The sequence below is a fragment of the Companilactobacillus musae genome, assembly GCF_003967595.1.
Lineage (GTDB): Bacteria > Bacillota > Bacilli > Lactobacillales > Lactobacillaceae > Companilactobacillus > Companilactobacillus musae.
On sequence record NZ_BIFW01000001.1, the window covers coordinates 16,897 to 42,658 of the forward strand.

Consider the following 25,762-nt stretch of genomic DNA (forward strand, 5'->3'; position numbering starts at 1 on the left):
ATTGGATGATAAGTATAAGTTTGTTGAATTTTTAGGATTAAGATTCAACGTTGCAAATGACTTGTCAGTTCTTGTCTCTGCAGTCCTTGTTTTCATTTTGGTGTTTGCATTATCTCGTAAAGTCACAATGAGGCCAGGCAAAGCACAGAATGTACTCGAATGGATGATTGATTTTACTAACGGTATTGTAAAATCGGCAATGCCAGACGGTTCAGGTAAACAATTCAATCTTTATGCGTTTGTATTATTCCTATTTATTTTCGTTTCGAACCAATTAGGATTATTCTTCCAAGTAAAGGTTGGCGGTTTCACATATGTTAAGTCACCAACATCCAATCCTTTGATTACAATGGGACTTGCGACGGTTTCATTGTTACTCTCACACTATTATGCTGTGAAGAAATTTGGATTTGGTGGTTATTTATCCAATTATGCGAGACCGGTTAAGTTCTTACTACCAATTAACCTTCTGGAAGAATTTACCAACTTCCTAACATTGTCACTACGTCTTTACGGTAATATTTTTGCCGGTGAAGTACTTCTTGCACTTATTGGAACTGTTGCAAAAAGTTTTGGTGCTGTAACGTTCGTTGCAGCAATGCCATTAGCTATGGTATGGCAAGGCTTTTCTGTATTTATTGGAGCCATCCAAGCGTACGTATTTACCACTTTATCAATGGTTTATATTTCACGTAAAATGGAACAAGAATAACATTTATTGGAGGATTTTTAATTATGAAGGATATTGCGGCAGCTCTTGCAGCTGGTATCGCTGCTCTTGGAGCATCAATCGGTAACGGACTTGTTATTTCAAAAACTCTTGAAGGTATGGCCCGTCAACCAGAAGTAGCCGATAAGTTAAGAGGAACAATGTTCATCGGTGTTGGTCTTATCGAAGCTGTTCCTATCATTGCCATCGCTATTGCGTTCGTTATTCTTTTCGTTTAATACATACAACAATTAAAAACTTGGCGATATAAATTGATTAATCGCCTTTTTATGTTTATGTATTTATTAGAAAGGAAGGAGTGAAGAATATTGGCAGGTTTATTAGTTCTCGGAGCTAATCAAGTAGCTTTGGGTGACATGCTTTTCATTCTTATTTCTTTCATCATTTTGGCACTCTTAGTAAAGCATTTTGCTTGGAGCCCTGTTACAAAGATGATGGATGCCAGATCTGAAAAGATCACTGGTGATCTGGATTATGCGGATCAGGAACGTTCACGTGCTGAAAAGTTGGCTAAAGAACGTGAAGATGCACTTAAGAATTCACGTGCTGAAGCAGTGGAAATTGTTAGCAAAGCAAAGGAAAGCGGAGAGACTCAAAAGAAGTCTATCGTTTCCGATGCTCATAGCGAAGCTGAAGAATTAAGACAAAGAGCTAAATCTGATGCAGAAAAAGCTAGAGAAGACGCTATGGCAAGTGCACAAAATGACATAGCTAATCTATCTTTGGAAATTGCCTCAAAGGTTATTTCTAAAGAGCTTAATGCAGACGATCAAAAGTCACTAATCGACTCTTATATTAAGGAGTTGACGGTAAATGAGTCTAAGTAAAAAACAAGTGGGAAAGCGTTACAGTAAGGCACTTTACGAAGTAGCCGAAGAACAAAATTCCGTAGATGAAATGTTGGCAGACTTAAAGTCTCTCAAAACAGTTTACGAAGAAAATCCTAGTTTGAGCTTTGCTCTTGCAGGACGTTCTATTTCTCGCACTGAAAAACTCAAGATCTTGGAAACATTAAAGAGTCAATTTAACGAATTAATGCAAGATTTTCTCGGTTTAGTTTTTGAAAACAATCGTATGGATTGTATTACTGAAATTGCTGATGCTTTCATTGAAAAATTCGATGAAGACAACGGTATTGTTGAAGCTACAGTTACTACGACGATTGACTTAGATGAAGCCCAGACTCAAAATCTTGAATCCGTGGTCAAAAAGAGATTTTCAGTAAATAAAGTAAATTTAACGAAAATAGTTGATCCATCTATCATCGGAGGCGTTATAATCCGTGTAGGTGATCAAGTTGTCGATGGTAGTGTTGTTAAGAGATTTAACGACATCAAGAAGACGCTATTGGTTAATAATTAAGTCGAGGTGAAAAGAATGAGCATCAAAACTGAAGAGATTAGTTCGCTGATCAAAGAACAGTTAAAGAACTATAAAAATGAACTCTCAGTTGATGAAGTAGGTACAGTTACATACGTCGGTGATGGTATTGCTCGTGCTAATGGCCTTGAAAATGCTATGGCAAGTGAATTGCTAGAATTCCAAGACGGTACTTTTGGTGTGGCTCAAAACCTTGAAAGCGATGATGTTGGTATTATCGTTTTAGGTAACTACGATAAAATTCGTGAAGGCGATACTGTTAAGAGAACAGGTCGTATCATGGAAGTTCCAGTCGGTGATGAAATGATTGGACGTGTCGTAAACTCTTTGGGTCAACCAGTAGACGGTCTAGGCGAAATCAAGACAGATAAAACAAGACCTATTGAATCACCTGCACCTGGTGTTATGCAACGTAAGTCAGTTTTCGAACCTCTACAAACAGGTTTGAAATCAGTTGACTCACTTGTTCCTATTGGTCGTGGTCAACGTGAGTTGATCATTGGTGACCGTAAAACTGGTAAGACATCAATTGCCATTGATACAATTCTTAATCAAAAAGATGAAGATATGATTTGTATTTATGTTGCTATTGGTCAAAAGGAATCAACAATTAGAGCCCAAGTTGAAACCTTAAGAAAGCATGGCGCAATGGATTACACAATCGTTGTTGAAGCTGGTCCTAGTCAACCAGCACCTATGCTTTACTTTGCACCGTATTCTGGTGCTGCAATGGGTGAATATTTCATGTACAACGGTAAACATGTTTTGATCGTTTATGATGATTTAAGCAAGCAAGCCAATGCCTATCGTGAAATTTCGCTATTGCTTCGTAGACCACCTGGGCGTGAAGCATATCCCGGTGATGTTTTCTACTTGCACTCACGTTTGCTAGAACGTGCTGCTAAGTTGAGTGACGATTTAGGTGGCGGTTCAATGACTGCTTTGCCTATCGTTGAAACACAAGCCGGTGATGTGTCAGCCTATATTCCAACTAACGTTATTTCTATCACTGATGGACAGATTTTCTTGAGTAGTGATATGTTCCACTCAGGTACACGTCCAGCTATTGATGCTGGTACATCTGTTTCTCGTGTTGGTGGGGATGCCCAAATTAAAGCTATGAAGAAGGTTGCTGGTACTTTACGTCTAGATCTTTCTTCATATCATGAATTGGAATCATTTGCTCAATTCGGTTCTGATCTTGATGAAGCTACAAAGGCAAAACTAGATCGTGGTCGTCGTACTGAGGAAGTTCTAAAACAACCTGTACACTCACCAGTTGCTGTTCAAAAGCAAGTTTTGATTTTGTTTGCTTTGACAAGAGGATTCTTGGATAAGATCAAAGTTGAAGATATTAAAGAATATGAAGCTTCACTTTCTGAATATTTTGATGCAAATCATGCAGATCTTTTACAAACAATCAAAGATAAAGGTACATTACCTGATGAAGACAAGTTCAAAGCTGCTGTAAGTGAATTTACAGAAAACTTCTTGGCTTCAAAATCAGATTCAGATAGTAAGCAAGACGAAAAATAATACAGGAGGTTTAAATAATGGCTGAGTCCCTTATGGATATTAAAAGAAGAATTTCTTCTACTAAGAAAACCGGTCAAATAACTAAGGCCATGCAAATGGTCTCTGGTGCTAAACTCTCTCGTATTGAAAAGAAATCTATTGCTTATCAATTGTATGAAAAAAAGGTTGAAGATATTGTTAGACATTTAACAGCGGCCGATGTTTTTAAAGAATTGTCAATTACTGATGATTCCGATGATCCGTTGAGTTTAAACAGTCTTCTAAAAGTTCGTGAAGTCAAAAAGACCGCATACGTTGTCATTACAAGTGACCGTGGTCTTGTTGGTGGATACAATAGTAATATTTTGAAAGCCATGATGGATCTTTTTGAAAAGAAATATAATGGCGATAAAAGTAAATTTACTATCATCTCCTTAGGTGCTACTGGTACCGAGTTCTTTAAAGCACGTGGCTATGATGTATGTTATGAATATCGTGGTTTACCTGATATTCCAACAGTTAAAGATATCACTCCAATCATGAAGAATGTTCTCCAAATGTATCAAGCAGAATTGTTCGATGAGATTGATATTTGTCATAATCATCACGTTAACTCATTGGTTTCTAAGTTTACTAACCAAAAGCTTTTGCCATTGACAGAACCTGATGACGTTACTGCTGAAGAACAACAAGTTGCTACTGAATACATCACAGAACCAAACCCTAAAGCAGTTCTATCTGCAATTGTGCCTCAATATATTGAGTGTTTAGTTTTAGGAGCAATGATGGATGCAAAAACAGCAGAGCATGCCGCTTCTGTAACAGCTATGAAGAGTGCCAGCGATAATGCTGATGACCTTATTGCAGGTCTTTCATTGCATTATAACCGTGCCCGTCAGGCTCAAATTACTACAGAAATCACCGAAATTATCGGTGGTGCTGCTGCACTTGAATAGTTTAGAAAGGAGCCAAATTAATGAGTAGCAAAGGTAAAGTTATTCAGGTAATCGGTCCGGTTGTCGATGTTGAGTTTTCTCTAGGCGAAGACTTACCAGAAATTAACGATGCTTTAAAAGTTAAGAAAAGCGACGGATCAGAAATTACCCTTGAAGTTGCTCTAGAACTAGGTGATGGCGCCTTGCGTGCTATTTCTATGAGTTCTACTGATGGACTTCAAAGAGGTGCTGAAGTTATTAACACTGCCGGTCCAATCTCTGTACCAGTTGGTAAAGAAACATTGGGTCGTGTGTTTAACGTTTTAGGTGAATCAATCGATGGAGGCAAGGAATTCCCTGCTGATTTCCCAAGAAATAGTATTCACCGTCAAGCACCTGCTTATGATCAATTAAATACATCAACAGAAGTTCTTGAAACAGGAATCAAAGTTATCGACCTTCTCGAACCTTATATTCGTGGTGGTAAAGTTGGTTTGTTCGGTGGTGCCGGTGTTGGTAAAACCGTTTTGATTCAGGAATTAATTCATAATATCGCTGAAGAGCATGGTGGTATTTCAGTATTTACTGGTGTTGGTGAAAGAACACGTGAAGGTAATGACCTTTATTATGAAATGAAGGAATCCGGTGTTCTTGCTAAAACAGCCATGGTTTATGGTCAAATGAACGAATCACCTGGTGCTCGTATGCGTGTTGCCTTAACAGGTTTGACAATTGCTGAGTACTTCCGTGATGTTGAAGGACAAGATGTTCTATTGTTTATCGATAACATCTTTAGATTTACACAAGCTGGTTCAGAAGTTTCTGCCTTGCTTGGACGTATGCCTTCAGCCGTTGGTTATCAACCAACATTGGCTACAGAAATGGGTCAATTGCAAGAAAGAATCACTTCTACTAAGAAGGGTTCAATCACTTCAATTCAAGCCGTTTATGTTCCTGCCGATGATTATACTGATCCTGCTCCTGCTACAACCTTCGCCCATTTGGATGCTACAACCAACTTGGAACGTAGATTGACACAGCAAGGTATTTATCCAGCCGTTGATCCATTGGCTTCAACATCATCAGCTCTTGATCCAGCAATTGTTGGTCAAGAACATTACGATGTTGCAACTCAAGTTCAAGAGGTTCTTCAAAGATATCACGAACTTCAAGATATTATTTCTATCTTAGGTATGGACGAATTGTCTGATGAAGAAAAGACTGTCGTTGCTCGTGCAAGACGTATTCAATTCTTCTTGTCACAAAACTTCAGTGTTGCTGAACAATTTACTGGTGTGCCAGGTTCATATGTACCTGTTGCAGAAACAGTTAAAGACTTCCATGCTATCTTGGATGGTAAATATGATGATGTTCCAGAAGATGCCTTTAATGGTGTTGGTGGAATTCAAGACGTTCTTGATAAAGCTAAGAAGATGGGCTGGAAACCAGCTGATAGCGAAGATGAAAATACTGAACAAGCAGTTGCCAATTAACGATAGGAGGAGATAATATGGCTGAAAACATTATGACGGTCAATATTGTTACTCCTGATGGTGTTGTTTATGATCATCATGCAAAACTCGTTGTTTTGAGTACCATTGATGGTGAAATTGGTGTCATGGCTCACCATGCTCCAATCATCGCTCCATTGGTTATTGATGAAGTTCGTGTTCGTCGTGTGGACAAGCCTCATCATGAAGACTCAATTGCTGTAAATGGCGGGTTCTTGGAGTTTAGCAATGATCTAGTATCAATCGTCGCTAATAGTGCCGAGAGAGCTAGAGACATTGATTTAAGACGTGCAGAATATGCTAAGCAAAAGGCTGAGAAGACAATCAAAGTTGCTGAAGAAAAACACAACGTTGATGACTTGGCTCGTGCTCAAGTATCCTTACGTAAGGCTATTAATAGAATTAACGTAAGTTCACATAGATAATTTTGTAAGTTAATCAAAAGAAGATTAGGGAAACCTAGTCTTCTTTTTTTGCTTTGTTGTATTAAAGGATGCCGCCTTCCGCAAAATCTCTATGGACCGCTGGAATGTGGTGGACACAGATTTGAGCCAATGAAAATCACATTGTCTCGAATTTTTCATTATTGATTAGTTGGATGAGCTTGTTGTGTTGTAGGGTTAATAAATTATTCGAAATGTTTGATGGAACTAAAATAAGACAGTTATTAAGGAGTATCATGCTTAATAGATGTCTTATTTTTTTCTAAAATTATTAGTATATGAGAAATTGACCGACGACCAGTTGATAATATGGGATTAAGTTATACTAATTTAGAGCTGAAACATCAGTCCGGAGCAACAGAGAAAATGGGCTCAGTAGTGAAATTTTTCTTAGCGACAAAGTCACTTAGAAAAAGGACGATATTTGAAACATTTCGGAGAAATGGTTCAAATTCGTGCCCACTACGTTCCAGCCCAATTTTCTTTGTTGCGGAGGACGACATATTTAAATAACACTTACTACAGTTTTAAATAGGAAATTTTTCATGCCAACCGGACAATTTATTAAGAAAATGTTATTATTTAGAAAAGTGAGGTTTATAAAATGACAAACATTGGGACTAATGCCATAATTACGCTTATAAGTCATGTTATATTTATTTGGATAAGTTTTAATATTTTGCAAGTGGTTGATTGGAAAAAGTTATATAACAAAACCAACCCTAAAATGTTACAATTACTTGTAGCGTTTATTGCAATCGCTCTAGGTTATACGGTAAGCTCTTTTTTCATGAGTATTTTCAGTCTATCTCAAAATATAACCTTGCTTTTTAAATGATTCCAGGTTTTTGGAGGAGAATATTGTGCAACAAATAATCGTTAATGGACCTACGCAATTAAAAGGAACTGTCAGAATTGAAGGTGCAAAAAATGCCGCTTTACCAATTTTAGCGGCGACTATTTTAGCATCAAAAGGTAAGACCTTCTTGACTAATATCCCTCCGTTATCGGATGTAATAACAATGTCTAAAGTTTTAAAAGCTTTGAATGCTGATGTTTCATATGATGAAACTGATGAAATATTAACAGTCGATACAAGTAAAGGAACAAATACAACAGCTCCTGAAGACTTGGTTGATAAAATGCGTGCCTCAATTGTCGTTTTAGGACCTCTCTTGGCTAGAAATAAAGAGGCTCATGTTGCAATGCCTGGTGGCTGTGCAATTGGTTCTAGACCTATTGATTTGCATATCAAGGGCTTAGAAGCTATGGGAGCAAAATTCAGTCAAAATGGTGGTTTTATTGATGCCACAACTGATGGTTTGCATGGTGCTAATATTTATTTAGATTTCCCAAGTGTTGGTGCAACCCAGAATATTATGATGGCTGCTACTTTAGCTGATGGTGAAACTGTTATTGATAATGCAGCCAGAGAGCCTGAAATCGTTGATCTTGCCAATATTTTGAGCAAGATGGGTGCCGATGTTACAGGTGCTGGAACTAATACTGTTCGTATCAATGGTGTAGCTAGTCTACATGGTTGCGAACATTCAATTATGCAAGATAGAATTGAAGCTGGAACGTTTATGGTAGCTGCGGCGGTTACTAATGGAGATATCTTCATTCAGGACGCCGTTGCTGCTCATAATCGCCCACTAATTTCTAAGTTAATTGAAATGGGTGTTAAAATTGATGAAACCGACGAAGGAATTCGTGTTGTTGGAACTAATCAATTGAAGCCAGTTGATGTTAAAACATTACCACATCCTGGTTTTCCAACTGACATGCAGGCCCAAATGACATTGGCACAATTGTTAAGTGTTGGAACTACTGTTATGACAGAAACCGTATTTGAAAATAGATTTATGCATTTTCCAGAATTTGGTAAAATGAAAGCTGATTATAAGATCGAAGGTAATTCAGTTATTATGTTTGGTCCAGCTCAACTAAGTGGTGCTAATGTTGCTGCTACCGATTTACGTGCTGCTGCAGCACTAGTATTGGCAGGATTAGTTGCTGAAGGCGAGACGAGAGTTTCTAACCTTCAATATTTGGATCGTGGATATTATAATTTCACTGAAAAATTAAGAAAATTAGGTGCTAAGATCAGACGAGTTTCAGTCGACGAATCTGGTAGAGAAAGTTTAGTATTGAATACAATACCAAGTGTTACAAAATTGGCTTAAAGTTGTCTTAAAGGAAGTGGAAGTTCCACTTTCTTTTTTTATTGATAATTTAATGATTAAGCTGATTATGATATACTTTTTGTGTTTAGATTTTGGAGGATATAGTATGTCGAAATATCTAGGAATTGATTTGGGTACAGCAAATGTACTTATTGATGTAAAAGGCGAGGGAATTGTTCTTAATGAACCTTCTGTTGTCGCAATTAATACAAATAATAATGATGTCGTTGCCGTAGGTAAGGATGCTTATATGATGGTTGGTAGAACTCCAGCTAATATTAAGGCAATCCGTCCCCTAAAAGACGGTGTAATTGCTGATTTTGATATCACCGAGAAGATGCTTCAATATTTTATTGAAAAATTGAATGTCGGTGGCCGTTTTTCAAAGCCAACTATTATGATCTGTGCACCTACTAATGTAACGCCGGTTGAACAGAAGTCTATTATTGAAGCAGCTGAACAAGCTGGTGGTGGCAAAGTCTATCTCCAACTTGAACCAAAGGTTGCTGCTGTAGGCGCTGGTCTTGATATCTTTAAACCGCAAGGAAATATGGTTATTGATATTGGTGGTGGTACAAGTGATATCGCTGTTATTTCAATGGGAGATATTGTAACAAGTCAGTCTTTACGTTTTGCTGGTGATAAGATGACGGTTGCGATTCAAGCATATATTAAGCAACACCATAGTTTAATCATTGGTGAAAGAACTGCTGAACAAATTAAGATGGAAATTGGATGTGTCATGGATGCTGATGAAAGTAAGACATTTTCAGCCAGTGGTATTGATATTGTCAGTGGTTTGCCTAAGGAGATCACAACGAACGAAGTTGAGATTCAAGAAGCTTTAGCAGATGGAATTGAACAAATCGTCAGTGCTGCTAAAAATGTCTTAGAACAAACACCTCCAGAATTATCAGGTGATATTATTGATCGTGGTATCATGCTCACTGGTGGTGGAGCTTTATTGAAGAATCTAGATAAATTATTATCAGAAAAACTTCAAGTTCCTGTTTTATTAACTGATAGTCCTTTGGATTCAGTTGCATTAGGTACAGGTGTATTATTAGATAATATTGAAAAACATAAAAAATACTAGGATGAAAAATGAAAAGAGACTTTGGTAAAGAATATCGTCGTGATATTTTTAAAAAGATAGGTTGGGTACTATTGTTAATGTTAATTTTCTTAGTTTTGGGTATGCTCATTGGCTCTGCTTTAGGTGGTTCTAATCCCTTAGCAGTATTGTGGCCTGGAACTTGGATGCATATGTTTAATTTTATTAGGTAGCTGAATGCTCAAGAAAATTTTAATTGGAATTGTTCGATTCTATCAAAAATTTATTTCACCGGTGTTGCCACCTAGTTGTCGATACTACCCAACGTGTTCGACGTACTTTATTGATGCGGTCAAAAAGCACGGTGGAATTTTAGGCACAATTATGGGTGTTGCACGGATTTTACGTTGTAATCCGTTTGTTCGTGGTGGAGTTGACCCAGTGCCAGATAATTTCACCATTTTTAGAAATCCTCATCCGGAAAAATATGAAGATGAAATTATAGCAAAAAAATTTCATAATAAAGAATAGGAAAGATTTAATGTCTAGCAGAAAAAAATCAGTAGAAGTCAGTTTAAAAGATATTAGTAGTGATCCCGAAACATACGAATTGTGGGATCGTAAGAAGTATATTGGAACAATTAAAAAAGATGGCGATCGTTATCTTTCATATGTTGAAAGCAATGACACACCATTCAAATCCGTAAAATTGGACGATGCAATCAATGAGTTGCTAATGCAATATAATTTACATAATCATTAGCAGGTGTAAACATGCAAATAAGAGAAAATAGAAAAAAGAATGATGTAGATTCCAGAATTGATTACGGTATCATTTTTTCCGTAATGATGCTGGCAATTATTGGTTTAATGTCTATCTACGTAGCGACGATTCAAGATTCTCAGAATCCTTTGAAAAATGTTGCTTCGCAAGTGGTCTGGTATGCCATTGGTGCTGTGATTATTGCTGTAATTATGCAGTTTGATGCTGAGCAGCTGTGGCAGGTGGCGACGTTAGCGTATTTTGGTGGATTAGCGTTGCTGTTTTTAGTTTTGATTTTTTACAGTCGTTCTTATGCGGCTAGTACCGGTGCAAAAAGTTGGTTTGCTATTGGTTCGTTTACTTTTCAGCCTTCTGAAGTAATGAAGCCAGCGTTTATATTAATGCTGGGGAAAGTTATTACAAATCATAATAGTGAGTACCAAGTTCATACAATTAAGAATGACTTCCTATTGATAGGAAAGTTAATTTTATGGACTTTGCCAGTTATGGTTCTTTTGAAATTGCAAAACGATTTTGGTACTATTTTGGTTTTCGTGGCTATCTTAGGAGGTATGATTTTAGTTTCTGGGATAGATTGGCGAATCTTATTAGTAGGTTTTTCAATCGTAGCGGTCATTGGCGGAACAGCCTTATTATTTGCTACGACTGATTGGGGTCGTCAGATTCTTGGTCATGCTGGATTTAGATCTTATCAGTTTGCTCGTATTGACAGTTGGCGTAATCCTTCGGCAGATACTTCTGCAAATGGGTATCAGATATGGCAGAATATGAAAGCTATTGGGTCTGGACAGTTATTTGGTAAAGGTTTTAATGTTTCTAATGTTTACGTTCCTGTTCGTGAATCTGATATGATCTTCTCCGTTATTGGTGAAAATTTCGGCTTTATCGGTTCTTGTGTTTTGATTTTGCTGTATTTCTTATTAATTTATCAAATGATTCAAGTTACTTTTGATACTAAGAATGAATTTTATGCTTATGTATCAACTGGTGTAATTATGATGATCTTGTTCCACGTATTTGAAAATATTGGTATGAGTGTTGGTCTTTTACCATTGACTGGTATTCCGTTACCGTTTATCTCGCAAGGTGGTTCAGCTTTGTTAGGTAATATGATAGGTATAGGTTTGGTCATGTCTATGAGATTCCATCATAAGAGTTACATGTTTGAAAACGGTACTTTTAAGCAAAGGTAGGAATTGTTATGAGTGATAAAGAAAATTATTTTTGGGTAAAAAAGGGTCAACATACAACTCGTATAGGACTTACTAAAGAGGCTCAAGCTGCTTTAGGGGATGTCAAATATGTAGAATTACCTGATCTAAATTCTGAAATCAAAAAGGGAGAATCTAGTGGTGAAATCGAAGCTCAAAAAGCTGTGGTTGAGCTAGAATCACCCGTTGACGGTAAAATTGTCAAGGTTAATGATAAATTAAATGATAATCCTGAATTATTAAATGGTAGTCAAAAAGATGCATGGTTCTTTGAAGTAAATAATTAAATTTTTAAAATTTATCTTTTTATTGTTGCATATTTCTTGCAACATTTTTTAATAACTGTTTAAATTATCCTTGGAATTAATAAATGAATGGGGATAGTTTAAAATGAAAATATTAGGTGAAAAAATCCGCCATTACAGAAAACTCAGAGGTATTTCTCAATCTGAGTTGGCTGATGGCATTTGTACACAGGCAACTGTCAGCCTGATTGAAAAAAAGGACAAAATTCCAAGTATGGAAATCTTGGTTCGCATTTGTGAAAGACTGGGTATCACAATGAACCTCGTAATCGTCAATGACGATAGTCAAATATATTCCATCATCAGTGATATTAAGAAGTCATTCTATCAAGATGATTTCGATGGCATTAGTGAAAAACTGGGTAAGCTTAAAAACATCAATGTCAATAACAAACAAGAAATCAAATTGATTCATTTCTTCAATGGTTTGATCGAATATGTCTCAAGTAAGAATTATGACAAGGCCATTTTCGATTTTAACCGTGCGATGAATGTTAATATTGCTAACGTCGATATGTATGATATTTTGATTGACGTCTTTACGGCTAAGGCTTATATCAATAAGAAGTCAGTTGATGAAGCTAAAGTATACTATGATCAAGCTAAAGACTTAATCAAATCTAGTCTTGATAAAATCGGCGACGAAAATTATCATGACAGTATCCTGATTTATGCAAACATGTCAGACTTGTCATTGAAGTTGGATGACAATCAAAAGGCTATGGATTATGCAAATGAAGGAATTTTCATTGCAAGAAAAGAACAAACACTTTTCAAGTTGGATGAAATGTACTGTTACCTAGCAGATGCTGGTACTCGTGAAGGTCAAAAGACTGATGAGGACTACATCAAAGCATACGTTCTCTCAAGCATCAGTGAGAACAAACAAGTATTTGAAAAATTAAAATCTAAAGTGAAAGATATGCACTTAAATATCTTTTAATAAAAAACAATTTATTAATTTCCGATAAAAAAGGACCGATTCGAAAGAATCGGTCCTTTTTGTGTCTATATGTTATTTCTTTTGCTTCTTAATAGTTTTGTTATCCAAATCAGTTCTAACAACAAGGACATCGCAAGCAGCAGTTCTAGTTACATATTCAGTAACTGAACCGATCAATAATCTTTCCATAGCATTGAGTCCGGTAGCACCGATCATAATTAAATCAACACCTAATTTCTTAGGGAAATCGGTGGCAATGATAGCTTTAGGAGCACCATATTCAATACTGTAATCAATATCTTCAAGACCGGCGTCCTTAGCTGTTTTAACGTAGCTCTTAACAGTTTCCTTAGCTTTTTCAGTGATTTGTTCAACCATTGTTGAATCGAAACTAGAAACGTTTTGGAAAGCTCTAGTATCAATGACATGAACTAAGTGAATAGCAGCCTTATTTCTCTTGGCTACTTCAACTGCCTTTTTAAAAGCTAGCTCAGCTTCAAATGAACCATCAATTGGTACGAGAATGTTTTTATATTGTTGTAACATAAGTATCACCCCGTTAATGTAATATTAATGCTTTTATATCTTTATTTTAGTTGATTTGGCCTAATAAATACAGTCATCAGCTAAGATTTAGCGAATATTTGCTAAATAAATTGAAAAACCAGCTGCAATAATACTACCCAAAAGTAAAGTAATGAAGTTTGCTTCTTTACTGCCAATGAAAGCGATCACGATACCCATGATAGCTACTAGAACTAAAAGGCCTGCTGTGAAACGCATAACATTTTTTAAGGTGATATTTTCATCTGGAGAATAGATCAAAAACTTTCCACTGCTGTGTGACCAGAGTATATAAGCTAAGGCTAGTAAAAAGATGATGAATAGGAACATTAGTACTTTAATTATCATAATTATTCTGACTCCGTTTTGAATTCATTTTCCATTGCTGGATTTGTTGGATACGTAAGTTTAGGGCTTGTTCATATTTACCAGTGTCATTTGGTTGATAATATTTTTGATTAACTAAGTTATCAGGTAAATATTGTTGATCGACCCAAGAGTGGGGATAATCGTGAGGATATTTATAAGCAACACCATGACCGAGTTTTTTTGCACCGGAATAGTGGGCATCTTTTAAATCGTCAGGGATTGAATTGGCCTTACCATTGCGGACATCATTCAAAGCACTGTCGATAGCCATGACACCGGAATTAGACTTAGGACAAAGGCAAAGATCGATTACAGCGTCAGCCAAGGGAATTCTGGCTTCAGGTAATCCAACCATTTGAGCTACTTGAGCGGCTTGAACGGCTCGGGCACAAGCTTGAGGATTGGCCAAACCAACGTCTTCATATGCACAGACAATTAATCGCCTGATTGCAGAAGTTAAATCGCCGGCCTCTAATAATCTTGCTAGATATAGCAAAGCAGCATTAGGGTCACTGCCGCGAATGGATTTCTGAAAAGCTGACATAACATCGTAATGACTGTCGCCATCTTTGTCAGATGAAATAGCTTTCTTTTGAACTGATTCTTCAATTGATTGCAAATCAATATGAATATTATCGTCTTTATCAGCTTCAGTTGAAAGAACTGATAATTCAAGACCATTAAGAATACTTCTTAAATCTCCGTTAGTAGAATTAACAAGTAGATCCAAAGCATTTTCATCCAGTTTAACGTTATATTTTCCTAATCCATTCTGATTGTCATTTAAAGCACGTTTGACGGCCTTTTTAAGGTCATCGCTAGTCAACGGCTTTAATTCGAAAATTTGAACTCTTGAGCGAATGGCGGGGCTTATATTGATATATGGATTTTCAGTAGTAGCACCAATTAAAATAATTGAACCACTTTCGAGTAATGGTAATAGAAAATCCTGTTTAGTTTTGTCTAAACGATGAATTTCGTCTAGCATCAAAACGACCGTACCACTCATTTTTGCTTCTTCAGCAACGATTTGAAGATCTTTTTTGGTATCAGTTGCTGCGTTCAACATTCTAAAGGCATACTTAGTACTTCCGGCAATGGCACTAGCAATACTAGTCTTGCCAATCCCAGGAGGGCCGTAAAGAATCATTGAGGATAACATTTTGGCCTCAACCATTCGACGAATGATTTTATGTGGGCCAACAAGGTGCTGTTGACCGACAACTTCGTCAATATTAGTTGGGCGCATTCGATATGCTAATGGTTTTTGCATGATACCTCCTATATAATTAATATGTATATTCTACAACAAAGGATTGAGAACATGTTTGATAAAAATGATTTTAAAGTTTTTGAGGATATGACTTTATCAGGGCGTTTAGGTTTGATTAAGGCTAATTTGGACCCTAAATTTGAAATTTTTGGTTCAGATTTACAAAAACGACTTGAAGAAGAATATCAGCAACAATTTTTCATGAAAATTGCTAAACATCAACGTCGTACGAAGAATCCGCCACCAGATACTTGGTTGGCTATTAATCAGGATAAAAAAGGTTATAAAAAGACACCACACCTAGAATTTGGCTTGTGGCCAGATTGTTATTTTATTACATTTAGCCTTTTGGCTGATATTCGCCAAAGGCCTGATTATTATCCAATTTTGGAACAATATCAATCACAAATCATTGCTGAAGGCTGGGGTGTATCTAATGATCATACTTCAAATGTTTTGAGACCAGCAACTGACTTTGAACAAGTAATTCAACATTATCAAAAGGTTAAATCTAGTGATTTAGTTATCGGTTATGAATTGCACAAAGATGAGTCTATCGTAAATAGTGGCAATTATGATCAGATCTTAGCTGATAAGTTTATGGATTTGAGTAAGTACTTAGTATTATTTAACCAAGCAATAAAATAATACTAGACAATCTGTTTAATTTTAGAATATCCATTTATTTTAAATATAGAATAAATTATAATGATATTGAAATGATGTTGAATTGGTAGGAGATTAAACTAAAAGGGATGATTTAGATGGAATGGTATAAATCAATTGAATTTTGGCTAGGAATTGTCGTTACATTAACTTTTTTCCAATTATTCTTCGATAAGACTTTTGGGACAATGTGGTGGATCAACTTAACGACCACAATTATTGGAATGCTACTCATCTTCAGATCGTTTAAGAACCTCAAAATTAAGTAATAAATATTTAAATTAAAATAGCATTTATAAGAGTTCATGTTAGACCTCTTATAGATGCTATTTATTTTTGGGTAAAAAAAATACATCCACCAAAGAGTGAATGTATTTTGACAAAATATTAAAGAATTTGGTTGTAGTATTCAACAATCAATGATTCATCAACATTTGGTTCTAGTTCGTCACGTTCTGGGTTACGTACTAGTGAACCAGTCAATGTGTTGTCGTCAAATGTAACGAAACCAGGACGACCAACAACATTTTCAAGGTTAGCCTTAACAATTGCAAGGTCCTTTGACTTTTCACGAAGGCTAATCTTTTGACCAACTTTAACTTCGTATGAAGGGATATCAACGCGTTTACCATCAACTGTGATGTGACCGTGGTTTACAAGTTGACGAGCTTGTGGACGTGAACTTGCAAGACCTAAACGATAAACCATGTTATCCAATCTTGTTTCAAGAAGGATCATCAAGTTAATACCATGGATACCTTCCATCTTACCTGCACGGTTGAACAAGTTACGGAATTGACGTTCGTTAACATCATACATAAAACGTAACTTTTGCTTTTCAGTTAATTGTTGACCGTATTCTGAAATCTTACGACGGCCACCATTAGGACCATGTTGTCCTGGGGCATAGTTTCTACGAGCAATTTCCTTACCAGTACCTGAAAGTGAGATACCTAAACGACGTGATAATTTCCAACGTGGGCCTGTATATCTTGACATATATTAATTCCTCCAAAATGTTTGTCTGGAGTAAAATAATTAACTAGAGCTTAGCATTCGTGCAGTTATCGTTACAATTTTCACACTGTGCAGCCACAGGTTACTAGTTGAACTAAATCGTCGATAAATGTTGACGTTCTTGCCGCTCTTTGCTGCATATTTTACACGAAGGCTAGTATACCGTGATAAAAGGTGATTGTCAAAATTATTTCTATATTTTTAAGGCAATAGTTTAAAACTTTATTATGAAAGCTAGACAGAGATAATAATGGGACTAATATTTGTTATAATTTCTTAAAGATAAAACTGAATCGTCATTAGGGGTGTAAACGTGTTTGTAATTATTATTGGAATAATCTTAATTGTTTTGTTCGCGCTTTGGTACATGTGGTTTTTGCAGAAAAAAAATGCTTCCACACTTAATAGGTATAAAGATCGAACTGATGAATTGAAAAAAGCTCAATTAGATGACAAGATTGAAAAACTTGAAAAAATGAAACTGGCTGGTGCTAGTGATGACCGTTTTAATCAATTGAAAGTTGAATATCATAAGCAAACTGATGATATTTTTACGGACATTTTGACGGCAATCAGAGCAGCTGATTATAAGAATACGGAATTTAAAGTTTTTGGTTGTGCCAATGATTTGAAAAAAATCAATTCAGAATTGAATGACTTTGAAGACAAGATTGAAGAAGTTTCTCAAGGTTTCGATGAGTTGCTAGCAAGCAATGAATTGAACGCAACTCATAGTGAGGAATTGCAACATCAATATCAAGAATTGCGTAAGCAAGTTTTGACGCAATCGTTTAGTTATGGTCCGGCAACTGATAAATTAGAAGAAGAATTAACTGAAATTGCTACCTTATTAGATAAGGAAAAGGAATTAACAACAAAGGGTGATCATATTGAGGCTAGCCAATGCCTTGATGATGTCAAAATTAAATTAGGTTTGATTACAGATCAATTGAAGATCATTGAACCTTTGTATCACGATTTGAATGAGGTCTTCCCAGGGCAAATTGATGAAATTAAATTTGTTTATCAAAAATTAGATAAACAACATTTTAAATTTACTGATGATATCGTGCAATTAATATCAGATGTCCAACAAGAAGTTGATGAATCCAACACTAAGCTTGGTGAATTGAATTTTGATGCTGTTAATACGAATAATGATGATATTAAGCAAAGAATCGATGACTTATATGAAACGTTAACTTTGGAGATAGATGGCAAACGTGAAGTTTTGAAGGAACAAAAGCCAGTTTTAGATTATTTGAACCATGCAGTTTATCAACACAATCGTTTGGATAATAGAATTCAGAAGTTACAAGAAGGATATATTTTAACAGATAAGACATTAGATACTTTTAAGACCAATTTTGATACATTGAATAGTATTCGTCGTGAATACGATGCTGATGTACAGTTGATTGCTGATAAAGATGTTGTTTTTTCACAAGTTAAAGAGGACTTTAAAGAAGTCGTTAAGCAATTAGATGAAATTGAAGCCAGTGAAAAAACAATCAATGATGATTTAAACCAAATGCTTTCCAGTGAACAAATAGCCCGCAACAGTGTTGATGAATATGCTAAGCGTTTAGAGATTCAAAAGAAAATGATGGAACAGTTACGTTTGAATGGTTTACCTGATGATTATTTAGATTATTTTTACATGGTATATGATGAAATCAACAAGTTATATGACGAATTAGATGCTGATCAGATTAATATGGAAGATATCAGTAAACAAGTTATTGTGACTCAAGAAGATTTGGATAATTTGGTTGAGAAGACTTCAGAGTTAAAGTACAACGTTCAATTGGCTGAGAAATTGTTACAGTATGCTAATCGTTATGCTAAAAATGAAGAATTCAATGATCAATTGATTAGAGCTAGAGCTTTGTTCGACGATGACTATAACTATAATGATGCTGTGGAAGTTATCTCCAAAGCCTTGGAGGAAGTTGAATCAGGTTCAGTTGATCGGATAAAAGAGACAATTAACTCTTAATTTTTCATAAAGTGTGTTAAGTTATAATAGATAAAAATTTAGGCCGTTAAGGCCTTTTTATTTTGGTGAGGCAAAAATGATATATTTTGATAATAGTGCAACAACTAAAGTTAATGATTCAGTTTTAAAAACTTACAATGCTGCTAGTGAAGAATATTTTGGAAATCCTTCTAGTTTGCATAAGTTAGGACTGAAAGCTTATGAGTTATTGGAAACATCTCGTAAACAAATTGCAAATTTAATGGGTTTTAAACAAGATGAGGTTGTCTTTACCAGTGGTGGTACAGAGGGAAACAATTGGATCATCAAGGGAACAGCTTTTAAGAAACGCGAGTTCGGTAAGCATATTATTACGACAGAGATTGAACACCCCTCAGTTTTAAATACAATGCACCAACTTGAACAATTAGGATTTGAAGTAACTTATTTACCAGTTGATAAGACGGGACATATTAGTGCTGATGATTTGAAAAAAGCCATTCGTGACGATACGATTCTAGTTTCAACTATGGCAGTTAACAACGAAATTGGTGCTATCCAACCAATCCATGAAATTGCTAATGTCTTAAAGGACTATCCAAGTATCAGTTATCACGTGGATTCAGTTCAAGCTATCGGTAAGAATTTACAAAATAAGTTTATGGACCCACGAGTTGATTACTATACATTCTCAGGTCACAAGTTCCATGCACCTCGTGGAATTGGTTTCATTTATATGAAGGAAGGTAAACAATTAGAGCCCTTGATGGCTGGTGGTGGTCAAGAATCTAACCTTCGTAGTGGTACTGAAAATACACCGGCAATTGCAGGTATGGCTAAGGCAATTCGTTTGTTGAAAGACAAAGAAGCTCAAAAGGCCGATGAAATGGAACAATTGAAGGAAAAATTGGTCAATCACTTAAAGACTTTAGATAATGTTCATGTTTTTTCAGAAATTGGCGCTAATTTTGCACCACATATTATTTGTTTTACGATTGACGGTGTCCGTGGAGAAACAATCGTTCATACTTTTGAGGAACGTGACATCTATATCTCTACAACTAGTGCTTGTTCTTCAAAGAAGGGATTAGAATCAGGAACCCTTAAAGCAATGAATGTTCAAGAGAAAGTCGCAACTAGTGCCGTTCGTGTTAGTTTAGATGAAAATAATACCGAAGCAGAAATGGATGAATTTATCAAAAATTTGGATGAGATTCATGATCATTTTCAAATTTTGAATTAGGAGATTTAAATGGAATATACTGAAATTATGGTTCGCTACGGCGAATTATCAACAAAGGGCAAGAATCGTAAGAGTTTTATCGATCGTTTACATGGTAATGTAGCTAAAGTTTTGAAGGATTACCCTGATTTAAGAATGCAACCACATCGTGATCGTTTACATATTAATTTAAATGGTGTTGATGCTAAACCAGTTATGGAAAAGCTAAAGAATGTTTTTGGTATTCAAACTTTTTCATTGAGTGTTAAAGTTTCTCGTGACTTTGAAGATGTTAAGAAAAAGGCCATTGAAATGATGCATGAGGCATATAAGCCAGGCATGAGTTTTAAGGTTGGGACAAAACGTTCAGATCATACTTATGAGCTTGATACAAACCAAGTCAACTTACAGTTAGGGGATGCTATCTGTGATGCTTTCCCAGGTATTGATGTTGAAATGAAAAAGCCTGATATCAAGATTTCTGTCGAAGTTAGACAAGATGGAATTTATCTTTCATATCTAACAGTTAAGGGCGCTGGTGGTTTGCCAGTTGGAACAGCTGGTAAAGCAATGTTGATGCTTTCTGGTGGAATTGATTCACCTGTTGCTGGTTACTTAGCTATGAAGCGTGGTGTGGATATTGAAATGGTTCACTTCTTCAGTCCACCATATACTTCTGAACAAGCTTTGAATAAAGCTAAAGAACTAACTTCTAAGTTGACTGCCTTTGGTGGCAATATTAAATTTATTGAAGTTCCTTTTGCTGAAATTCAAGAAACAATCAAAGCTGGAGTTCCAGAAGGTTATTTGATGACGATCCAACGTCGATTCATGCTTCGTTTAACTGATATGATTCGTGAAAAAGAAAATGGATTGGCTATCTTTAATGGTGAAGCCGTAGGACAAGTTGCATCACAGACACTAGAGAGTATGGCTGCTATCAATGATGTAACAACGACACCGATTTTACGTCCTGTTGCCACAATGGATAAAACCGAGATTATTCGTTTGGCCGAAAATATTGATACATTCAATCTTTCAATTCAACCATTTGAAGATTGCTGTACTGTTTTCGCTCCACCATCACCAAAGACCCGTCCAAGTATTGAAAAAACTCGTAAGTTTGAAAGTTCACTTGATATTGACGGATTATTGCAAAGAGCAATGGATGGAATTAAGATCACAACCATTGAGCATGGCGACAAATTCATGGAAAATGATCAAGAAAACATCAATAGTTTGCTTTAAAATTAATTGACGTTTATTAATTTATGATTTATTATCAATTTATCAGCTTTGAGCAGAAGGTTCATTTAAAGAGATTTCAGAGAAGGCATGTAGTTGAGAATTGCCGAATCGAATTAAATGATTGTTGTCTGTGAGCTATCATTTTAAAATGATCGGGCCATCGTTAACTGTTGAGTGAAGAGCCAAATTGGCTCTTAATTTAGGTGGTACCGCGAGTCTTCGTCCTATTGGGATGAAGGCTCTTTTTTTTATAGGTTCTTAGCGGCTTTGCCGCTTAGAACCTATTATGGGGACGTCGAAAGACATCCGTATACCATTTTGGGTTTAAAAAAAGGCTTTGCCGCTTAGAACCTATTATGGGGACGTCGAAAGACGTCCAAATGTTATTTAGAGTTTTATTTTGATAATTTATTTTTTATGGAGGAAAATTTTATGAGAGAAATCGACATGGATACGAAGTATAATCCTCAAGAAGTCGAAGATGGTCGTTACCAAACATGGTTAGACGAAGATGTCTTCAAACCTTCTGGAGATAAGAAGGCTAAGCCTTATTCAATCGTTATTCCACCACCCAATGTTACTGGTAAATTACACATGGGTCATGCCTGGGATACTACAATTCAAGATACTTTGATTCGTTACAAGCGTATGCAAGGCTTTGACACGCTATATCTACCTGGTATGGATCACGCTGGGATTGCTACACAAGCTAAAGTTGAAGCCAAGCTTCGTGAACAAGGCATTACTCGTTATGATCTTGGCCGTGAAAAGTTTGTTCAAGAGGTTTGGAACTGGAAGGATGAATTTGCTAAAATCATCAAATCACAATGGGGTAAATTAGGTTTATCACTTGATTATTCACGTGAACGTTTTACCCTTGATGAAGGTTTGTCAAAGGCGGTTCGTAAAGTCTTTGTTCAAATGTATAATGACGGTTTGATCTACCGTGGTGAGTATATTATTAATTGGGATCCACAACTTCAAACAGCTTTGTCTGATATTGAGGTTATCCATAAGGATGATCAAGGTGCTTTCTATCATGTTAAGTACCCATTTGCTGATGGTTCTGGTTTTATTGAAATTGCAACAACACGTCCCGAAACTATGTTTGGTGATGTGGCTGTCGCTGTTGCTCCTGATGACGAACGTTACAAGGATATTGTTGGTAAAGAAATTATTGTTCCATTAGTTGATCGAAAAATCCCAATTATTGCTGATCACTACGTTGATAAAGATTTTGGTACTGGTATGGTTAAAATTACACCAGCCCATGATCCTAACGATTTTGCTGTTGGTAACAGACATGATCTTAAACGCATTAATACAATGAACGCTGACGGTACTATGAATGAGAATGCCGGTAAATATAATGGCATGGATCGTTTTGAGGCTCGTAAAGCTATTGTTAAAGATTTGCAAGATGATGGCGATATGATAAAAATTGAACCTTACGTTCACAGTGTTGGTCACTCAGAGCGTTCCGGTGTACAAGTCGAACCAAGACTTTCAACACAATGGTTCGTTAAAATGAAGCCATTAGCTGAAATGGTTCTAAAGAGTCAAAAAAGTGATGACAAAGTCAACTTTGTACCAGATCGTTTTGAAGATACCTTTACGCAATGGATGGAAAATATTCACGACTGGGTTATTTCACGACAACTCTGGTGGGGTCACCAAATTCCAGCTTGGTACAATAAACAAACTGGTGAAACTTATGTTGGTGAAGAAGCACCCAAAGATATCGAGAACTGGGATCAAGATACCGATGTACTTGATACATGGTTCTCAAGTGCTTTGTGGCCATTTTCAACTATGGGTTGGCCTGACGAAAACGCTGAAGATTACAAGCGCTATTTCCCAACTGATACTTTAGTCACTGGTTACGATATTATTCCTTTCTGGGTTTCAAGAATGATTTTCCAAAGTTTGAAATTCACTGGTAAAAAACCATTTGATAATGTTGTTATTCATGGTTTGATGCGTGATTCACAGGGTCGTAAGATGAGTAAGTCACTTGGTAACGGTATCGATCCAATGGACGTAATTAAGAAGTATGGTGCTGATGCATTGCGTTGGTTCACAATGAACGGAACTACACCTGGTCAAGATACCCGTTTTAGTTATGATAAAATGGACGCTTCATGGAATTTTATCAATAAGATTTGGAATGCTTCACGTTACGTTATTATGAATCTTGATGATGATACTCCTGCAATGGATGATCTATCACAAGTTACTTCATATGATTTATCGGATAAGTGGATTCTTGCTAAGTTAAATGATGCAGTTAAGAGTATTAATGACAAAATGGATAAGTTCGAATTTGGGGAAGTAGAACGTACTATCTACAACTTCATTTGGAATGATTTCTGTGACTGGTATATCGAGATGAGTAAAGCCACACTTACTGGTGATGATGAGGCTGCCAAGAAGCAAAAGAAGATGATCTTGACTTATGTACTTGATCAAACACTTCGTCTTTTACACCCAATTATGCCGTTCGTAACTGAAAAAATCTGGTTGACAATGCCACATAATGGTAAAACTATTATGCAAGCTAAGTATCCTGAATATCATGCTGAATTGGCTGATGCTGATGCAATGGATCAAATGGATGTTTTGATTGATTTAATTAAATCATCAAGAAAAATTCGTGTGGAGGCTAACGCACCAATGTCAAATGCAGTTGATATTATGATCAAGCCACAAGATGATAAGGTAAAAGATATTATCTTGAATAATAAAGAATATATCGATCGTTTCATGCATCCAAAGGACTTGCAAGTTGCGACTGATATTAAAGCACCTGCTTTGGCTATGACTGCTGTTACAACGAGTGCAGAACTTTACGTTCCATTAGCTGAATTGATCGATCTTGATGAAGAGATTGCTCGTCAAAATGAAGAAGTTAAAAAGTTGGATAAAGAAATCACACGTTTGGACAAGAAATTATCAAACCAAGGCTTTGTTGCTAAAGCACCTGAAAAGGTTGTTAACGAACAAAAAGAAAAATTGGCTGATTATAAATCACGTCAAGATAAGGTTCAACAAAGAATTCAACAATTGAAAGACAATAAATAATATTTGAGTATATAATGACAAGGGTTGGCAAAGTCCAACCCTTTTTGTTTAAGAAAAAATGGAGCGTTTAAAAATTGTTAGAAAATTATCAAGCGGCAGTTAATTACATTCATTCATTACCTAAGTTTCATCGAACCAATAACTTAGATAATATTAAACAGGCCTTGCATTTGGTAGGGGACCCACAGAATAGTTATGAAACGATTCATATTACTGGAACTAACGGTAAAGGATCAACTACCAATTTTTTAGCAAACTTATTAGAAGGTACTGGTAAAAAGGTCGGAATGTTTACGTCGCCTTTTATTAAAGAATTTAATGAACGAATACAAATAAATCATAAATATATTTCTAATACTGATTTACTCGATGACGTCAACTATTTGAAGGATAAAATTGGTGATATTCCTCTAGCGGAATTTGAATTTGTAACCATTTTGGGTTATTTTTATTTTCGAGGACGTGTCGATATTGCAGTGATAGAAGCAGGTATTGGTGCAAAGCATGATAAAACAAATGTTATAACACCTGAGTTGTCGATTATCACTTCAATTGATTTAGATCATGAAAAATTGATTGGTCCCACGATCCAGGATATAGCTAGAGAAAAATCGGGAATCATTAAACCTAACAAACCTCTTATAACGGGACATTTGCATGATTCAGTGCGTGACATTGTTGAAGAAACAGCTCAACAAGAGAAAAGTCCTTTATTTGAATTTGGAAGTGATTTTGGAATTAAGAATTTTGAAACGCATGATTTTAATTTGTCGTTTACTTATTATGACGATAAGATGACAATAGATAGTATTTCTTGCCAAGGATTTGAAAAAACTACGGCAATGAATGCGGCAATTGCCATTTGTACATTTTTAAACTATCAACGTAATCACCACAAAATAATTTCCAAACAAACGATTCTTAACAATTTAGATAAGAATCATCTTCCTGGGAGAGCTCAAATTATTCATCAAGATCCTTTGATATTAATGGATGGGGCTCATAATATTTCAGCAGTCTATAATTTAATTAATTCTTTAACAAAAAACTATGAAAATAAGGATATAATTGTCTTATATGCGGGAATGAAAGATAAGGATAGACATGAGATTATTGATCAGTTGGCTCCTAAAGTCGAACATATCTATATTACAAAGCTTGATATGGCGAGATCGGCTGGCCTAGGTGATTATGATTTAGGTGCTTATTCTAATGTTTCATTTATTGAAAATTATCGTGATGAATTACAGAAAATAGTTTCCAGTTTAAGATCGGAACAAATTTTGTTGATAACAGGTTCGTTTTATTTGGTTTCAGACTTAGAAAATTATTTCTCGTAATTTAAAA

28 protein-coding genes are annotated in these 25,762 nt (G+C 35.9%); 24 read left to right on the forward strand and 4 right to left on the reverse strand.

The annotated features are described in order from the left end of the window. The first annotated feature begins 1 nt into the window (after window position 1). From atpB to LAB100_RS00165, 17 genes are all read left to right on the forward strand, one after another. Window positions 2-712 carry a F0F1 ATP synthase subunit A gene (gene atpB / locus LAB100_RS00085; RefSeq protein WP_119326970.1) on the forward strand — a complete coding sequence of 237 codons (711 nt, stop codon included), beginning with the start codon at window positions 2-4 and terminating at the stop codon, window positions 710-712. A gap of 23 nt (window positions 713-735) precedes the next feature. Further along, entirely contained in the window at window positions 736-948 is a 213-nt protein-coding gene (atpE, locus tag LAB100_RS00090; RefSeq protein WP_010020175.1) for a F0F1 ATP synthase subunit C, read from the forward strand. An 87-nt stretch (window positions 949-1,035) separates the two neighbouring features. Next, the gene (gene atpF / locus LAB100_RS00095; protein WP_371851203.1) at window positions 1,036-1,557 is read left to right on the forward strand and encodes a F0F1 ATP synthase subunit B; all 522 of its coding nucleotides are present in this window, start codon (window positions 1,036-1,038) and stop codon (window positions 1,555-1,557) included. Then, a complete protein-coding gene (atpH, locus tag LAB100_RS00100; protein WP_119326969.1) occupies window positions 1,544-2,092 on the forward strand; it encodes an ATP synthase F1 subunit delta in 549 nt (182 codons plus the stop codon). Before atpF ends, atpH begins: the two co-directional genes overlap by 14 nt. 15 nt (window positions 2,093-2,107) lie before the next feature. Continuing rightward, window positions 2,108-3,646 carry a F0F1 ATP synthase subunit alpha gene (gene atpA, locus LAB100_RS00105; RefSeq protein WP_119326968.1) on the forward strand — a complete coding sequence of 513 codons (1,539 nt, stop codon included), beginning with the start codon at window positions 2,108-2,110 and terminating at the stop codon, window positions 3,644-3,646. Between the two features lie 17 nt (window positions 3,647-3,663). After that, window positions 3,664-4,581 (forward strand): F0F1 ATP synthase subunit gamma, encoded by a 918-nt coding sequence (locus LAB100_RS00110; RefSeq protein ID WP_119326967.1) that lies wholly within the window; start codon window positions 3,664-3,666, stop codon window positions 4,579-4,581. A 20-nt stretch (window positions 4,582-4,601) separates the two neighbouring features. Continuing rightward, window positions 4,602-6,053, forward strand: a complete 1,452-nt coding sequence (gene atpD, locus LAB100_RS00115) for a F0F1 ATP synthase subunit beta (protein WP_119326966.1) — start codon at window positions 4,602-4,604, stop codon at window positions 6,051-6,053. 17 nt (window positions 6,054-6,070) lie between these two features. Then, window positions 6,071-6,496 carry a F0F1 ATP synthase subunit epsilon gene (locus tag LAB100_RS00120; protein ID WP_119326965.1) on the forward strand — a complete coding sequence of 142 codons (426 nt, stop codon included), beginning with the start codon at window positions 6,071-6,073 and terminating at the stop codon, window positions 6,494-6,496. A 622-nt stretch (window positions 6,497-7,118) separates the two neighbouring features. Further along, window positions 7,119-7,352 (forward strand): DUF1146 family protein, encoded by a 234-nt coding sequence (locus LAB100_RS00125; RefSeq protein ID WP_119326964.1) that lies wholly within the window; start codon window positions 7,119-7,121, stop codon window positions 7,350-7,352. A gap of 25 nt (window positions 7,353-7,377) precedes the next feature. After that, window positions 7,378-8,700, forward strand: a complete 1,323-nt coding sequence (gene murA / locus LAB100_RS00130; protein WP_119326963.1) for a UDP-N-acetylglucosamine 1-carboxyvinyltransferase — start codon at window positions 7,378-7,380, stop codon at window positions 8,698-8,700. Between the two features lie 106 nt (window positions 8,701-8,806). Then, entirely contained in the window at window positions 8,807-9,796 is a 990-nt protein-coding gene (locus tag LAB100_RS00135) for a rod shape-determining protein (protein ID WP_119326962.1), read from the forward strand. A gap of 8 nt (window positions 9,797-9,804) precedes the next feature. Beyond that, window positions 9,805-9,987 (forward strand): DNA-directed RNA polymerase subunit beta, encoded by a 183-nt coding sequence (locus LAB100_RS00140; protein WP_119326961.1) that lies wholly within the window; start codon window positions 9,805-9,807, stop codon window positions 9,985-9,987. A 4-nt stretch (window positions 9,988-9,991) separates the two neighbouring features. Further along, the gene (gene yidD / locus LAB100_RS00145) at window positions 9,992-10,285 is read left to right on the forward strand and encodes a membrane protein insertion efficiency factor YidD (protein WP_119326960.1); all 294 of its coding nucleotides are present in this window, start codon (window positions 9,992-9,994) and stop codon (window positions 10,283-10,285) included. A gap of 10 nt (window positions 10,286-10,295) precedes the next feature. Continuing rightward, window positions 10,296-10,517, forward strand: coding sequence for a DUF2969 family protein (locus tag LAB100_RS00150; RefSeq protein WP_119326959.1), 222 nt, complete (start codon window positions 10,296-10,298; stop codon window positions 10,515-10,517). 11 nt (window positions 10,518-10,528) lie between these two features. Next, window positions 10,529-11,731 carry an FtsW/RodA/SpoVE family cell cycle protein gene (locus LAB100_RS00155; protein ID WP_119326958.1) on the forward strand — a complete coding sequence of 401 codons (1,203 nt, stop codon included), beginning with the start codon at window positions 10,529-10,531 and terminating at the stop codon, window positions 11,729-11,731. A gap of 8 nt (window positions 11,732-11,739) precedes the next feature. Next, on the forward strand, window positions 11,740-12,036 hold the full coding sequence (locus tag LAB100_RS00160) for a glycine cleavage system H family protein (RefSeq protein ID WP_119326957.1): 297 nt from the start codon (window positions 11,740-11,742) through the stop codon (window positions 12,034-12,036). 103 nt (window positions 12,037-12,139) lie between these two features. Further along, window positions 12,140-12,997: a helix-turn-helix domain-containing protein gene (locus tag LAB100_RS00165; RefSeq protein ID WP_119326956.1), complete on the forward strand. Its 858-nt coding sequence runs from the start codon at window positions 12,140-12,142 to the stop codon at window positions 12,995-12,997. Window positions 12,998-13,069: 72 nt separating this feature from the next. On the opposite strand, the gene LAB100_RS00170 is transcribed toward LAB100_RS00165, so the two are convergent. The 3 genes from LAB100_RS00170 to LAB100_RS00180 all read right to left on the reverse strand — a co-directional run bounded on the left by LAB100_RS00170 (window position 13,070) and on the right by LAB100_RS00180 (window position 15,203). Further along, window positions 13,070-13,543 (reverse strand): universal stress protein, encoded by a 474-nt coding sequence (locus tag LAB100_RS00170; protein WP_119326955.1) that lies wholly within the window; start codon window positions 13,541-13,543, stop codon window positions 13,070-13,072. An 87-nt stretch (window positions 13,544-13,630) separates the two neighbouring features. Next, window positions 13,631-13,909 carry a hypothetical protein gene (locus LAB100_RS00175; protein WP_119326954.1) on the reverse strand — a complete coding sequence of 93 codons (279 nt, stop codon included), beginning with the start codon at window positions 13,907-13,909 and terminating at the stop codon, window positions 13,631-13,633. Continuing rightward, window positions 13,899-15,203, reverse strand: coding sequence for a replication-associated recombination protein A (locus tag LAB100_RS00180; RefSeq protein WP_119326953.1), 1,305 nt, complete (start codon window positions 15,201-15,203; stop codon window positions 13,899-13,901). The genes LAB100_RS00175 and LAB100_RS00180 overlap by 11 nt, the downstream gene beginning before the upstream one ends. 51 nt (window positions 15,204-15,254) lie before the next feature. Between LAB100_RS00180 and LAB100_RS00185 the strand changes: the two genes are divergently transcribed. Next, window positions 15,255-15,851: a DUF1054 family protein gene (locus LAB100_RS00185; RefSeq protein ID WP_119326952.1), complete on the forward strand. Its 597-nt coding sequence runs from the start codon at window positions 15,255-15,257 to the stop codon at window positions 15,849-15,851. A gap of 116 nt (window positions 15,852-15,967) precedes the next feature. After that, a complete protein-coding gene (locus LAB100_RS11480; protein ID WP_162894238.1) occupies window positions 15,968-16,138 on the forward strand; it encodes a hypothetical protein in 171 nt (56 codons plus the stop codon). A 118-nt stretch (window positions 16,139-16,256) separates the two neighbouring features. On the opposite strand, the gene rpsD is transcribed toward LAB100_RS11480, so the two are convergent. Further along, entirely contained in the window at window positions 16,257-16,868 is a 612-nt protein-coding gene (gene rpsD / locus LAB100_RS00190; RefSeq protein ID WP_119326951.1) for a 30S ribosomal protein S4, read from the reverse strand. Window positions 16,869-17,199: 331 nt separating this feature from the next. On the opposite strand from rpsD, the gene LAB100_RS00195 reads away from it, so the two are divergent. From LAB100_RS00195 to LAB100_RS00215, 5 genes are all read left to right on the forward strand, one after another. Further along, a complete protein-coding gene (locus LAB100_RS00195) occupies window positions 17,200-18,885 on the forward strand; it encodes a septation ring formation regulator EzrA (RefSeq protein ID WP_119326950.1) in 1,686 nt (561 codons plus the stop codon). Between the two features lie 76 nt (window positions 18,886-18,961). After that, a complete protein-coding gene (locus LAB100_RS00200; RefSeq protein ID WP_119326949.1) occupies window positions 18,962-20,107 on the forward strand; it encodes a cysteine desulfurase family protein in 1,146 nt (381 codons plus the stop codon). Between the two features lie 9 nt (window positions 20,108-20,116). Beyond that, window positions 20,117-21,334, forward strand: coding sequence for a tRNA uracil 4-sulfurtransferase ThiI (gene thiI, locus LAB100_RS00205; RefSeq protein ID WP_119326948.1), 1,218 nt, complete (start codon window positions 20,117-20,119; stop codon window positions 21,332-21,334). Between the two features lie 432 nt (window positions 21,335-21,766). Continuing rightward, window positions 21,767-24,415, forward strand: coding sequence for a valine--tRNA ligase (locus LAB100_RS00210; RefSeq protein ID WP_174233482.1), 2,649 nt, complete (start codon window positions 21,767-21,769; stop codon window positions 24,413-24,415). 74 nt (window positions 24,416-24,489) lie between these two features. Continuing rightward, on the forward strand, window positions 24,490-25,755 hold the full coding sequence (locus tag LAB100_RS00215) for a bifunctional folylpolyglutamate synthase/dihydrofolate synthase (protein WP_119326946.1): 1,266 nt from the start codon (window positions 24,490-24,492) through the stop codon (window positions 25,753-25,755). Window positions 25,756-25,762 lie beyond the last annotated feature (7 nt).